15 protein-coding genes and 1 tRNA gene are annotated in these 13,112 nt (G+C 34.9%); 3 read left to right on the top strand and 13 right to left on the bottom strand.

Annotation, left to right across the window (positions count from 1 at the left end):
* Window positions 1–386: 386 nt before the first annotated feature.
* The 6 genes from KM885_RS08145 to KM885_RS08120 form a co-directional block, all read right to left on the bottom strand.
* Window positions 387–1,028 carry a YqzG/YhdC family protein gene (locus KM885_RS08145; RefSeq protein ID WP_216883755.1) on the bottom strand — a complete coding sequence of 214 codons (642 nt, stop codon included), beginning with the start codon at window positions 1,026–1,028 and terminating at the stop codon, window positions 387–389.
* 469 nt (window positions 1,029–1,497) lie between these two features.
* Window positions 1,498–2,220: an amino acid ABC transporter ATP-binding protein gene (locus tag KM885_RS08140; protein ID WP_047184271.1), complete on the bottom strand. Its 723-nt coding sequence runs from the start codon at window positions 2,218–2,220 to the stop codon at window positions 1,498–1,500.
* Complete coding sequence (locus KM885_RS08135) at window positions 2,217–2,879, bottom strand: amino acid ABC transporter permease (protein WP_111014493.1); 663 nt, start codon at window positions 2,877–2,879, stop codon at window positions 2,217–2,219. Before KM885_RS08135 ends, KM885_RS08140 begins: the two co-directional genes overlap by 4 nt.
* An 87-nt stretch (window positions 2,880–2,966) precedes the next feature.
* A complete protein-coding gene (locus KM885_RS08130) occupies window positions 2,967–3,821 on the bottom strand; it encodes a transporter substrate-binding domain-containing protein (RefSeq protein WP_052771646.1) in 855 nt (284 codons plus the stop codon).
* Window positions 3,822–4,338: 517 nt separating this feature from the next.
* Window positions 4,339–5,067, bottom strand: coding sequence for a hypothetical protein (locus KM885_RS08125; RefSeq protein ID WP_047184269.1), 729 nt, complete (start codon window positions 5,065–5,067; stop codon window positions 4,339–4,341).
* A gap of 133 nt (window positions 5,068–5,200) precedes the next feature.
* A complete protein-coding gene (locus KM885_RS08120) occupies window positions 5,201–5,761 on the bottom strand; it encodes an NADPH-dependent FMN reductase (protein WP_047184268.1) in 561 nt (186 codons plus the stop codon).
* 221 nt (window positions 5,762–5,982) lie between these two features.
* On the opposite strand from KM885_RS08120, the gene KM885_RS08115 reads away from it, so the two are divergent.
* Window positions 5,983–6,055 (top strand) — tRNA-Thr (locus tag KM885_RS08115).
* 145 nt (window positions 6,056–6,200) lie between these two features.
* Here the strand turns inward: KM885_RS08115 and KM885_RS08110 are convergent.
* The 3 genes from KM885_RS08110 to KM885_RS08100 form a co-directional block, all read right to left on the bottom strand.
* Entirely contained in the window at window positions 6,201–6,575 is a 375-nt protein-coding gene (locus KM885_RS08110; RefSeq protein WP_204798411.1) for a hypothetical protein, read from the bottom strand.
* Window positions 6,576–6,676: 101 nt separating this feature from the next.
* Entirely contained in the window at window positions 6,677–6,916 is a 240-nt protein-coding gene (locus tag KM885_RS08105; RefSeq protein WP_047184266.1) for a hypothetical protein, read from the bottom strand.
* Between the two features lie 138 nt (window positions 6,917–7,054).
* Window positions 7,055–7,270 (bottom strand): heavy-metal-associated domain-containing protein, encoded by a 216-nt coding sequence (locus tag KM885_RS08100; RefSeq protein ID WP_204798412.1) that lies wholly within the window; start codon window positions 7,268–7,270, stop codon window positions 7,055–7,057.
* Window positions 7,271–7,505: 235 nt separating this feature from the next.
* On the opposite strand from KM885_RS08100, the gene KM885_RS08095 reads away from it, so the two are divergent.
* A complete protein-coding gene (locus KM885_RS08095; protein WP_204798413.1) occupies window positions 7,506–8,552 on the top strand; it encodes a C45 family autoproteolytic acyltransferase/hydrolase in 1,047 nt (348 codons plus the stop codon).
* Window positions 8,553–8,609: 57 nt separating this feature from the next.
* Here the strand turns inward: KM885_RS08095 and KM885_RS08090 are convergent, their stop codons facing one another.
* Both KM885_RS08090 and KM885_RS08085 read right to left on the bottom strand, forming a co-directional pair.
* Entirely contained in the window at window positions 8,610–9,095 is a 486-nt protein-coding gene (locus KM885_RS08090) for a GNAT family N-acetyltransferase (protein WP_338111362.1), read from the bottom strand.
* 142 nt (window positions 9,096–9,237) lie between these two features.
* Window positions 9,238–10,116 carry a TetR/AcrR family transcriptional regulator gene (locus tag KM885_RS08085; RefSeq protein ID WP_047184263.1) on the bottom strand — a complete coding sequence of 293 codons (879 nt, stop codon included), beginning with the start codon at window positions 10,114–10,116 and terminating at the stop codon, window positions 9,238–9,240.
* Window positions 10,117–10,406: 290 nt separating this feature from the next.
* Between KM885_RS08085 and KM885_RS08080 the strand changes: the two genes are divergently transcribed.
* Window positions 10,407–11,942: a DHA2 family efflux MFS transporter permease subunit gene (locus tag KM885_RS08080; protein WP_204798414.1), complete on the top strand. Its 1,536-nt coding sequence runs from the start codon at window positions 10,407–10,409 to the stop codon at window positions 11,940–11,942.
* 33 nt (window positions 11,943–11,975) lie between these two features.
* Here the strand turns inward: KM885_RS08080 and KM885_RS08075 are convergent, their stop codons facing one another.
* Both KM885_RS08075 and folE read right to left on the bottom strand, forming a co-directional pair.
* A complete protein-coding gene (locus KM885_RS08075; RefSeq protein WP_204798434.1) occupies window positions 11,976–12,527 on the bottom strand; it encodes a 5-formyltetrahydrofolate cyclo-ligase in 552 nt (183 codons plus the stop codon).
* A 15-nt stretch (window positions 12,528–12,542) separates the two neighbouring features.
* Window positions 12,543–13,100 (bottom strand): GTP cyclohydrolase I FolE, encoded by a 558-nt coding sequence (folE, locus tag KM885_RS08070; RefSeq protein WP_060667878.1) that lies wholly within the window; start codon window positions 13,098–13,100, stop codon window positions 12,543–12,545.
* Window positions 13,101–13,112: the final 12 nt, after the last annotated feature.

Genomic DNA, 13,112 nt, shown 5'->3' with positions numbered 1-13,112 from the left:
AGTCCATTTATTAGGTTGAACTTTTCAATGCCTGTTTTTTGTTGGAAGTCAATCTTTATTTTTAGGTAAACTTAAATTATTTTTAGGTAAACTTAAAAATTATATTCAAAATCCCTAATATTTATTATGGTTCTTGTTCATCATTCCGTATTTTGAAGAGAACAGTTTTAATGTACCCCAATTTAGAGTTTTATAACTACTTTTGAAAAATAACATTTGCTTGTCCTTTAGTGAAATAAGTCCATGGATTGAAATACTACTTACAAGGAGTGCTTCTTCACTAAATAGTCTTGCTGCACGACGTCCCATCAACTTCAGCTAAAATTTTCTTTACTTACGTACAAATAAAAGTAGTGCAAACACATAATGTTTACACTACATAGCTTTTATATTTCTTTTATCTGGAAAGAACTAAGTCGATTTGCTTTCGGATTGTAGATAATATCCCCTTGAATGTCGAGATTCCCTTGAGAACTTTGCAACTTGAATGAATAGCTTTCTTTCATTGCCGTATTCGATATTTTGGTTTTGGTTAATAAATGATACTCCGCTATTCGATATCCTGGATATGCAGTTTCAACCACGTGTAGCAAGCGTGCCCCCCACCCTTCCATTTGCGAATCGGAGGCCGGGATAATTTCGACATTTAATACTCCAACGTTCGGATTGACTCCTAATGCTTCAAACGCATTACGGTGAATATTTAATCTATTAGGTGGATAATCTTTCACCTCGTCCACTACCTTTACAACGACTTCCCTCCCATATGGCGCCTGTATATTTCTTAATCTTATAAATTGACCACATCGATAAGGAGAATTTCTTGCGACAGCTACAGTCATATAATTGTTTTCTGACCAAGGCATTTCACATTTCGTCACTGGCCCTCCATAAGTCCAAGTAACTTGACCATGAACCGGTTGTCTTTCATCATAAGCAAATGCAGTGTTTCTTTCATATGGTAATTCGGGTTGATATGGAAAGGAATTCACGTAATAAGGCAAATAATAAAAATAATATGGAAACATTCGTATTCCTCCTGTTTATAAGGTAAAAACAATTAATTCGTTATCTGTAAAAGCCGATTATAAACCGTTTAGATGGATAAAAGCCTTCATGATAACATATTACCCAGGAGGTAAACTGGTGACTATTCTATATAGTTTATGTACAAAAAGACGCCCATACGTCAATAGTATAGGCGCCTTCGATATATTTGTGGCGAAAGAACTAAGTGTTCACATCACTTATTTCATTATCTTTCGACTTACACAAATCAGCTCATCGCATTTCTAGAATAACATATATTCCTTTATTTAACCATTGGAAAATTAACCTAAATAGTAAGAGGTTGTTCAAAAAGGCCGGTAAAAATGACATGCCGCTGTGTAGGGACAACGTTACAACAAATCTTTACGGCGGAACGAGTAATCTTAGTCCCAGGACGTTGTGTTCTTAGCCGACCCATTCCTTTTTATCATCCTTTTTGAACACACCTTACAATACTTTATCTAAAAATTCCTTTGTTCTACCTGATGTCGGGTTTGAGAAGATGACATCTGGGCGACCCTCCTCCATAATAATCCCTTCATCCATAAATAAAACACGGTCTGCTACTTCTCTTGCAAAACCCATCTCATGTGTCACAACAACCATCGTCATTCCTTCTATAGCAAGTTGCCTCATTACCTCAAGCACTTCCCCAACTAATTCAGGATCGAGCGCCGAAGTTGGTTCATCAAATAACATCAATTTGGGTTCCATCGCAAGTGCCCTAGCGATCGCAACACGTTGCTGTTGTCCCCCTGATAAAGATGATGGATATTTATTGGCTTTATCTGATAAACCTACCTTCTTAAGTAACTTTAGTCCACGTTCCTTCGCTTCATTTTTAGAGATTTTTCGAACCTTCATTGGAGCGAGCATAATATTTTCTATAACCGTCTTATGCGGGAACAGATTAAATTGCTGGAATACCATCCCCACTTCTGTTCGAACCATATTAATGTTTGTTTTTTTATTTTTTAAATTGAAGCCATCTACAGTCACCTGTCCACTCGTGATAGACTCTAACATATTTAAACAACGTAAAAATGTACTTTTTCCAGATCCACTTGGCCCAATAACACAAACAACTTCAGAGGATTGAATCTCACAATCTATTCCTTTTAACACTTCATGATCCCCAAAACTTTTGTGTAAATTTTCTACTTTAATCATTGTACATCCAACCTCTTTTCAATCATTCGTAATATATACGATAATGTTAAGGTAATAATTAAGTAAAAGACTGCAACCGTTGTATAAATTTCGACTGCATTAAAATAGTTAGATGCAATTAATCTTCCTTGAAACATTAATTCCGGAACAAGAATAACAGATAAAAGGGAAGTATCTTTAATACTAATAATAAATTGATTTCCTAGTGGAGGGATCATTCGTTTAAATGCTTGAGGCCACACAATATAACGCATCGTTTGATTGTGGGTTAAACCAAGTGATCGTCCTGCTTCTACTTGTCCTTTCGCAATGGACTGGACCGCACCACGTACAATCTCGGCAATATAGGCTCCTGAGTTAACAGCGATCACGATAATTCCAGCTGTCACGGATGCCATATTATATCCAGTTATCAGTGGTAACGCAAAGAAAATCCAAATTGCTTGTACAAGTACAGGTGTCCCTCGGATGACTTCAATATATATGGATGAAATACCATAAAATATTTTATTTTTTGATATACGTCCAAGCCCAAATATAGCTCCTAATACAAAACCGATAATAAGTCCTATGATTGAAATTAGTAATGTATAATAAAGACCTGTGCCAAGTTCTGGCAAAAAGTCAATCACACCAGCCCAATTAAATCTACCTTCCATATTCACACCTCTTAAAGTAAAAATAAGACTTATCTAGTACGAGATAAGCCCTATTTTAGATTTTTCAATTGAAGCGTACCTCTTTTATTATTCTTGTTTTGCACCAAACCAAGTTTCATAGATTTCGTCATATGTTCCATTTTCCTTTAGTGTTGCAAGTGCATCATTAATTGCAGTAACTAATTCTTCCTTACCTTTCGTAACCGCGATCCCATAGTCTTCTGCTTGATATAGTTCACCAACCGCTTTTAATTTTTCTCCTGTTGTATTAATGTAATAGTTTACGTTTGGCGCATCATATAGAATGGCATCTGCACTTCCATTTTCCACCGCTAAATATGCTTGATCTAGTTGTTCATATTCTTTAGACTCTGCACCATCAATATTATCTTTAATAAATTGTGAACTTGTTGATCCCATACGTGTTGCAACTATTTTTCCTTCTAAATCCTCAATACTTTGAATCTCATCATTATCCTTTGCAACCCCAATTTGTAAACCGGATTCATAGTAAGGATCACTATAATCAATGACTTGTTTTCTATCTTCTGTAATACTAATTCCAGCTATAGCAATATCAAATTGACCAGTTTGAAGACCCGGAATAACTCCATCAAAGTTTGTTGTTTCTAAATTGATTTCAAATCCAGCTTCTTCAGCGATAGCTTTAATTAACTCAATATCAAATCCGGTATATTCTCCATCCTCACCTTTAAATTCGAATGGAACAAAAGATGTATCACTAACAACGGTATACGTGTCTTCTAATTCACTTTCATTAGAACTAGCCTCTCCATCCGTATTAGCTGTTTCTTCCCCATTGTTTGCCTCTTCTCCTTCATTACTTGAAGTAGCATCATTCCCACCACACGCTGCAAGGAATAGAACAAACATTAGGGAAACCAATAATGTTAAAATTAATTTCCACTTACTTCCTCCCAATTAATAGACCCCCTTATTTTATCTCTTATCTCATTTATATAACCAATCCGGAAAACTAATACCAATAAATTTTAAGAATCCTATTTATACTTCTGATTTTGAAATAGCTTTAGTTATTGAGATTAAGTACTAATATTCTTTAAAAAATAATAGACCGTATATCACGGACAAAATACCACTACTTCTTGCTTCAAACGTTCGTGAGAGTCCTTGTCACGTACAAAACACCGCTGCTTTTTGCTTCAAACGTCCGTGAGTGCCCTTGTCACGGACAAAACACCGCTGCTATTTGCTTCAAACGTCCGTGAGTGCCCTTGTCACGGACAAAACACCGCTGCTTTTTGCTTCAAACGTCCGTGAGAATGCCTATTCATAAAAAAAGCAGAAGCAAATTCTTTTACGAATTGCTCTGCTATTCTGGTTGGGTTCATTATGTAATTTTCATTACTCTATTTGTGTTTCATACTTCAAAGGAAAAGCCCGTTAAGCCAAAAACGAAGCGCCTTATCTTTCTTTTCTAATGAAGTTCCCCTTCAAAAGGATACACTCCTATACTTTTTGCTTCATCATAATAGTCTGTAATGATAGTATCTAGAATTTCTTCTACACTTTTTCCTTCCGTGTCGATTCCAAGTGTATTAGCTGCTTGCAATACTTTTGCTTCCTGTACCTCCTTTGCCAATTCTCGCAACTCTTTTCCATCTGCATGAATTTCAAGAGCATCTGCTTCTTGCTTTATTTTCTTCTCCATGATTATCTTTTTAAGTTCTTTACTTCCCTTATCTTTAGTCGGAATTCCTAATTCTTCTGCTTCCTGTTTTATATCGGCTTCATAAACCATCTTGGCGAGTGTTTTAGAATCCGTATCATCAGATTTAATTCCTAGTTCTTCCGCTTTCTTTACTATTCTCGCTTGATGAACTTTTTTCTTTATATCTTCCATACTCGTATCTTCCAGCTCTATTTCTACTTCCATTTCTTCAGCAGCATTCATTATTAAAGCTTCCTGAACCTCAGCTTTTAATGTTTCCATATCTTTATCTTCTATCTCTATTCCAAGCTCTTTCGCATGTAACTTTACCATCGAATCGGAGAGAAAATGTCCATCCCCTCTTTTTTCTTCCATTTTATGTTCTGTTCCCAAAACAGATTCAATAAAAGGATGATTGGATTCTGCAGAGGCAAACGGAACCGCCCACAAACCTAGTACCGCCAAACTGGTTAATAAAATTAAATACCTATTCAATTTACTCACCCCTAAATGTATTTTCATGAAGTAGTATGCCCTAGAAGAAAATGAAAATGTATTTATTAAGGGATAAATAAAAAAACGCTGGGATCATAAAAAAATCCAAGCGTTCCAATCATCTTTCAATCTATTAATAAGAAGTCTCTAATTCAACTGTTCTTTCAACCCATTTTATATATTCATCCATCACAGAATCAATAAATTGAATGGTACCCCCGTCCGTTAAATTACCATGTTCATCCACTTTTTGATGTATGGAGCCTACATAAACTTCATTTCCTGGTAATATTCTTGTTGAAACATTTTTAGCATTTAAGATTTCGCGAAGGTGTAGTTGAGCTTTCACGGTACCTAATGCTCCTATGGATGCCCCAACAATCATTGCTGGTTTATTCACTAAGACCGGTTCCACTCTTGAAAACCAATCGATAGCATTCTTTAAGACAGCTGGAATGGAGGCATTATATTCAGGAGTGGCAAATAAAATACCGTCACTTTCTTTTATCTTTTCCCTTAATATCTTCACAAGTTCAGGCGGATTTAATTCTTCATCCTCATTAAAGAAAGGAAGTTCGTTTATAGGAAGAATCTCGATTTCTACTTTATTCGAATATCTTTCTTGCATATACCGAACTAATTTCATGTTATAAGACTCTCTCCGAACACTTCCGACCATTGCTACTATTTTCATACATTTAATCCTCCATATGTATATTCATTCTTATATTAATTATAAATCTATTATTCCAAAGAATCCCCTCAACATCAAGTGACGTTTGTTTCACATAATGGATAATTCTTCTAGTCTTTAGGAAATTTAAAATTTAAATCTTCAAACATTTATTCAAAGACTTGAACTAATAATTAAAAAGGATTATTATTTTTAGTGTACTTTTTAAACTTTCGCTATTTGCTGGTGTAGCACAGTTGGTAGTGCACTTCACTCGTAATGAAGGGGTCGGAGGTTCGAGTCCTCTCACCAGCATTAACCTTAAACCCTGACATAGAGCGATTCTTGAGATACCTCGAGAATTGCTCTTTTACTTTTTCTAAATGCAAATGCCGACCATTTTGACTGCGAAACGATATTAACCAGACAAATAAAGTAGAAAAGCCAGGAAATTTATAGGCTAGAGTTCTCCAAACTCTAGCCCTTGATCTACCAAACCACAACTCAAAAAACCGTCTGTTTTAGAAATATCTATTGCAGCAATGACAAAATTCCCTTTTATTTCTCTTACCATGATAGATAGGTCCAAAGTGGTCATTATGATGGTGACATCTTCTACGTCTATCATCATGATGGTGACATCTTCTACATTCATCATCATGACGGTTCCATCCTCCACGTCTATCATCGTGGTGGTGACATCCTCTACGTTCATCATGATGGTCCCATTCTCTACATCTATGATGGTGATGGTGTTCCCTACAGCAAGAACTATGACGATGTCTACCTGAATCGTGATAACACATATAATCCCCTCCCTTCTCGTTATTAGCATACGTATACTTGAAAAAAAAGCTTGGACTGGTCACGTAGTTATTTACATCATTTTTAGCTTTTCAGGCTTTTATTCTTATTTTTAGGTGTAAAAGAATACAGTTACTCCTTTTTTTGTGTAATGTTTTTGCTACCGCTGTATAAACCTGTTGCTGATAAACCAAGCATCAACCCAATGATAATTCTTTGTTTTATTTCTGTATCGAGATAAAGTAATCCAAAAAGCAGCCCGACACCTACAGCGACAAAAGGGGAATATTTTACAGGTAACCCCCCTCGCTTAAATAACTCAACAACCCCTAGTATAAGTGGAATAATCGCAATGTCATAAACTTCAAACAATGTAGACCCCTCCTTTCCTAATACGTTCTTTATATAATATTCAGTTGACAATCTTTTGTATGGACAGGTTAAAAAAATAAAGAGCACTTGCAAACTGAACTGCAAGTGCTCTTTATTACTATATATAAAATCAAAATATTATTTTACTGATAATACTGGATACCCTAAATCTCGAATAACGCCTTCAATTTCTTTTGCTTTAATTTTACCTTCATCATATTGTGTTTCCACCATTTTTGAACTAAAAGATACATTGGCTGAATAAATTCCTTTTGTGGTATTAAGCGTATCCTCAATATTAGTGATACAAGATGGGCATGTTAATGGTTCTAGTTCAAAGATTGCTTTATGCAAATTAGTTTCCCCCTAAGAATTAATCAACTTGATTTTAACCCTTTTCACTGTAAAAATGTACCTTAATATTAAGATGTCATAAATTGTTCACAATTATGATAAACTCTAACATACCAACGTTTTATTAGTGCGAAAATTGTAAATTTCCAGTAAGACTTGAAATGTTTTTCTTAAAGAGAATTAAGTTGTAAAATTAGTCTAGGAAGAATAATTTATGTTGGTAAGGAAGTGGAAAATGAAACAAATTTATAGCGACATTATACAGTTTCGAGGGAGTCATTATGACTTTGGACTTATGCAAGGAAAACAATTAAAGGATTCTTTTATTGTTAAAAACCGTAAAAAGGCTTGGAAATTAAGAGAACCTAAATTTCGAATCGATCCATCAGACACGCAACGAATTCTAAATGAGTTTGCCCCTGGAATTTGGGAAGAACTCGAGGGATTACATGATGCGTTAGAGGAACCAATAGAATCTATTTTAAGAGATTATGGTGGCTATCGGGTAGAAATAGAAAAAAGTGGTTGCTCGATTTTTACAGGAAAGGATTTCATGGTCCGTAACTATGATTATCATCCTAAAACCTATGAAGGAAGATATAGCTTTTTCCAACCTTATGATGATGGTTTTGCCACGGTTGGTCCACAGCAACGAGTTACTGGGAGAATGGATGGAATGAATGAAAAGGGGCTCGCCTTAGGTTATAATTCTATCCAAAGAAAAAAACCAAAAGATGGATTTGTTTGCCACATGATTAGCAGAATGGTATTAGAAAACTGCGCAAATGTAGATGAAGCAATAGCAATGCTAAAAGAAATTCCCCATCGTCATTCTTTTAGTTACATCGTTCTTGATAAAAAAGGAGAAGCATATATCGTTGAGGCAAGTCCCAGGTCTGTGCAAATTCGTCAATCGAATATGTGTACGAATCATTTTGAACTGCAAAAATCCGAAAATAAACGCTACCTAGATGATTCCTACCGTCGATTAGAAGCTATGAAAAAACATCAAAATCAAGCAACAGATGTTTATCAAGCATTTCGAATGATGAACGATACGGATAAAGGAGTGTTCTCTAAGGAGTATAAAAATTGGGGAGGTACGATCCATACTTCAACCTACCAACCTAATGAATTGAAGGTATGGTTCGCTTTAGGTGGTGACCAAAAACCTATTATCTTTGATTTCCAAGAATGGATAGATGGAAATGATATCTCTTTAAACCAAATAACTGGGGAGATAGACACGAACCTAAGTTTTGCCCATATGGAAAAAATATAACGAGCAATTCGTGCAACTCTATTTAGGAGTTGCACTTTTTCATATCTTCTTTGCCTGTCATTCTCCATTAACTTCCTTCTTCATCAGAAGATACTCGATATGATCACTTTTAAATTTTCTTAGTTTCACAAATCCTAATTTCTTATACAATTGGATGGCTCGTTGATTAAACGTTGCAACCGTTAGTCTAATATCTTTTTCTTTCTCAAGTTTCATAATATATTTAAGAATATGGGAGAAGAAGAGATATCCATTCCCTTTTCCAGTAAGTTCTGGCTTCATCGCTATACCAACATCTATACAATCCTCACTATATATTCCTTTTTGATCACCAGATGGAATTTGCGCTGATTTTCCAATACAAAAGTATCCAACTAATTGATTCTTCTCATTAACAACCGCAAAATATCTATATGTAAGAAGCTCCATAATGGCACTTCCCGATAATACATTATTATAAAAATCATATGGCTTTTCATATTTCCAGCATAGTGCATCGACTGCATATTTCTCAGTCATCCTTTTTATAAATAAAGGCATCATCCTATCTCTCCAGTCTAAATTGAACCATTTTCTACTATTTTATCATAATGGAATCATTGACAAAAAACTGCCCAAATATTTGGACAGTAAATTTTTATTTCATCTAAACGGGCAGTAAGAACCCCATTGGTGGAAATTTTCTTTATTTTTCATTTTCACTTTCCCAACATTCCATAAAACGTAATAAAAGTTGTGATATTTCATTAAGCTTATTTATTACATTTACATCCTTTTCTTCTTTCCGCAAAGATGTAAACACACTTTCAATCAAGAAAAGCCGGGGTGCTTCCTCTAGCAATTCATCTATTAAAAAATCAACGTAATGATTATCATTTTTTATAGTAGATTGTAATTCTTGTAACTGATCAATTAACTCTTCCTTATATTCTTCGCTATTTCTATTTTGATTGGATGAATATAAATAATCCTTATGAAAAAACACCTCATCCGCAGAGTTAGAGTGGATTATCATTTTAGTTCGACGAAGGGCAAATTCTATTACATTTTCTGTCTTTTTCGTTTCCATTTTATACATTTTTATTGCATGCATGCTATGTTGAAGAATTCCTAAAAATGTAATCGAATGATCCATTATGTGTTTACTGATATTTGGACCATAAAGATCTATAAGTCTTTTGGAAACCCATTCTAATTCTAATTCATATTGTTTTTTCATTAACGATTTCAAACCCTCATCATCAGATATTGGGATGGAATTAAATAAAGCCATTAAGTTATGTTTTTTATCCATTTTAAAGCGAACATCCACTTGCTTAACGAACAATTTTTCATCATCTAACTCTCCGTAAGAAGCAAGTTCCATTCTTTCATTTATTACCTCTTCATAAACCGCACTTAGAATGGCCATTAAACATTCGTTCTTTGAATTAAAATAATTATAAAATGTGCCTTTTGCAATTTTCGCCTCATTCAATATATCTTGAATGGAAGTCATTTGAAACCCATTTTTAATAAAAAGTTTTTGAGCCGCATTGATAATTTGCTTTTCCTTATCGTTCATAGAATCCACCTTTAGAACATTAGTCTATTTTTATTTTAGAACTTAAGCATTAATATATCAATGTTTATATTTTATTGGAAATAATGATTGATATTTTTGTACTATCGGTATAGAATGTATAAAGTCAAATATAGATCTAAATGGACCCCACTTTTTTTTGGTTAAGGTGGGGACTCATTTTTTTGCACAAGAAACTATAAGGTAGACGTAGTAATAATTTAATGTGCTGGGTATAAATTAAACCTACGTGCTCGTGTTTCGTTTTTTAATAAATAGAAAGAAGGTAAAATATGTCACAAGAAAATACAATGCATCATAAACCACCCTATGGAATGATAGCCATTCTTTTTATTGGTGCGTTTGTTGCTATCTTAAATGAAACGTTGTTAAATGTTGCACTCCCTTCCATTATGACAGAGTTCAAGGTCGATGCAACTGCTGTACAGTGGTTAACAACTGGATATATGTTAATTAATGGGATACTAATTCCAGCGAGTGCGTTCTTTATTCAACGCTTTACAAATAGAGGTTTATTCCTAACAGCAATGTCTTTATTTACAATAGGTACCATCCTAGCTAGCATATCACCAACATTTGGAGTGCTCTTAGCTGCACGTATGATTCAAGCTTCAGGTTCTGCTGTCATGATGCCACTATTAATGAATGTCATGCTTGTTGCTTTCCCAGTAGAAAAACGAGGAGCAGCGATGGGAACCTTTGGACTGGTAATGATTGTCGCTCCTGCTTTAGGACCAACTTTATCAGGGTGGATTGTAGAACATTACAGCTGGAGAATGTTATTCGATATTGTTATACCAATTGCGATATTATCCTTAGTAATCGGTATATTCAAGTTAAAAAATCTGACACCCCAGCGAGCTATTAAAGTGGATATCTTTTCACTCATCTTATCCAGCTTTGGTTTTGGCGGACTTCTCTATGGGTTTAGTAAAGCAGGAAGTGATGGATGGACGAATCCATTCGTTTATGGATCGATCATTATAGGTGCTATCTCTGTTATCGGGCTTATTCTTCGTCAACTACGTATGGATGAACCAATGCTTGAATTTAGAATCTATAAATACTCCATGTTTGCCCTATCATCTGCTATTTCCATTGTCCTAGCAATTGCGATGTTCTCGGGAATGATTCTTCTTCCAATTTATGTACAGACGATTCGTGGATTTAGCCCAATGGATGCCGGATTATTAATGCTCCCAGGGGCTCTTGTGATGGGATTCATGTCCCCAATCACAGGTAGATTATTTGATAAATATGGGGCAAAGACTTTAGGTATTATTGGGTTAATTATTACAATTGTAACTACGTTTTATTTTAGTAAATTAGATATGGAAATTTCCTTTGTATCGCTAATGATTCTCTTTGCAATCCGTAGTTTTGGTATGTCAATGGTAATGATGCCTATTATGACAAATGGCTTAAACCAACTACCACAAAAAGATTATCCACATGGAACTGCGATGAACAATACGCTACAACAAGTTTCCGGTGCCATCGGTTCTGCGCTATTAATTACAATCATGAATAAGCACAGCAAAGCGGAAGCCGAGGAATTAATGCAGGATGCTATGGCAAATATGGATTCATCTGCTATGACATCCAAACAAGGACTGGCAGAAATGAAAACACATATTTTAAATGAAGCGATGCTACATGGAATTAATTTTTCATTCCTTGTCTCAACCTTTATTGCCATACTTGCACTAATCCTAGCCTTCTTCATTCGAAGAGTTGGACCAGATGGGAAAATTATGAAAAAGGGAAAATCAAATACGTCTTCTGAATCAGTAACAGTTTCTGATTAATCTATAACAAATAAGGAATAGAGATCATGTTCTCTATTCCTTATTTGTTTCTGTAACTATATACTTAACCGGAAGATCATGGGAATCAATGGGAAGTCGCTGGATTACTTGGAAATGGCTTGCCAAAGAAATCGATTCATTTGGAAAATCAACTAAAAAGCGATCATAGTATCCTCCACCAAAGCCAATTCGATACCCATTTGGATCAAAAACAACACCTGGAACAATTAACAAATCAATATCATACTTTTTTACTTTTATTGTCTTTCCAGGACTTGGCTCTGGAATATCGTATAATCCTTTTTCTAATTGATGAAAATGATGGATTCGATAAAATACCATTTCCCTATTCGGAAGACACTTTGGCACACAGACAGCTTTTCCCTCATCCCATGCCTTTTCAATAATGGGTTTTGTATCCCATTCACACCCTTGTGAAATGGTAATTCCGATTGTTTTTGCTTTTTTCCAAAGATCAGAGTCTAATAATTTATTTCTTAATTGCTGTTCTATTTCTAATTTTTTATCCTTCGACAGGCTTTTTAACTTAGCAATTGTTCTTTTTCGTAGTTCTGTTTTATTCAGTGAAATCCCCTACTTTTATTTACTAATTAAAGCAAGTACTTCATTTCTTGATTTACTATTTTCTCTAAATGACCCACGAACGGCACTCGTTACAGTTTTGGAACCTTGTTTTTTCACACCACGGATACTCATACACATATGTTCCGCCTCCAAAATAACCATGACACCAACTGGATCTAATTCTTCCATTAATAAATCTGCAACAGATTTGGTGATTCTCTCTTGTAATTGCGGTCTTTTACTAATATCATCCACAATCCTTGCCATTTTACTTAAACCTATGACACGACCATTTTTCGGAATATATGCAACGTGCGCAACACCGATAAATGGCACTAAATGATGTTCACACATGGAGGAGAATTGAATATCTTTCACAAGTACCATTTCCTCATGTTGTTCTTCAAACACCGTTTCACAATGGACAGCGGGGTTTTTGGATAGTCCTGAAAAAACTTCTTCATACATATTTGCTACTCGTTTTGGTGTATCTAATAAACCTTGACGATCTGGATCTTCCCCAATTGCTTCTAAAATTTGTCGAACTGCTGATTGAATTTTTTCCTTATCCATTTATTTAAAGCC

Origin of the sequence: Oceanobacillus caeni, from assembly GCF_019037185.1 — a bacterium.
In the GTDB taxonomy this organism is placed as follows: Bacteria; Bacillota; Bacilli; order Bacillales; family Amphibacillaceae; genus Oceanobacillus; species Oceanobacillus caeni.
This window is presented reverse-complemented; position numbering and strand designations above follow the sequence as displayed.

Excerpts from the sequence above, each read along its gene's own strand:
- KM885_RS08145 (WP_216883755.1), bottom strand. The coding sequence starts at position 1,028 with ATGTTTCCATATTATTTTTATTATTTGCCTTATTACGTGAATTCCTTT.
- KM885_RS08140 (WP_047184271.1), bottom strand. The coding sequence starts at position 2,220 with ATGATTAAAGTAGAAAATTTACACAAAAGTTTTGGGGATCATGAAGTG.
- KM885_RS08135 (WP_111014493.1), bottom strand. The coding sequence starts at position 2,879 with ATGGAAGGTAGATTTAATTGGGCTGGTGTGATTGACTTTTTGCCAGAA.
- KM885_RS08120 (WP_047184268.1), bottom strand. The coding sequence starts at position 5,761 with ATGAAAATAGTAGCAATGGTCGGAAGTGTTCGGAGAGAGTCTTATAAC.
- KM885_RS08110 (WP_204798411.1), bottom strand. The coding sequence starts at position 6,575 with ATGCTAATAACGAGAAGGGAGGGGATTATATGTGTTATCACGATTCAG.
- KM885_RS08095 (WP_204798413.1), top strand. The coding sequence starts at position 7,506 with ATGAAACAAATTTATAGCGACATTATACAGTTTCGAGGGAGTCATTAT.
- KM885_RS08090 (WP_338111362.1), bottom strand. The coding sequence starts at position 9,095 with ATGATGCCTTTATTTATAAAAAGGATGACTGAGAAATATGCAGTCGAT.
- KM885_RS08085 (WP_047184263.1), bottom strand. The coding sequence starts at position 10,116 with ATGAACGATAAGGAAAAGCAAATTATCAATGCGGCTCAAAAACTTTTT.
- KM885_RS08080 (WP_204798414.1), top strand. The coding sequence starts at position 10,407 with ATGTCACAAGAAAATACAATGCATCATAAACCACCCTATGGAATGATA.
- folE (WP_060667878.1), bottom strand. The coding sequence starts at position 13,100 with ATGGATAAGGAAAAAATTCAATCAGCAGTTCGACAAATTTTAGAAGCA.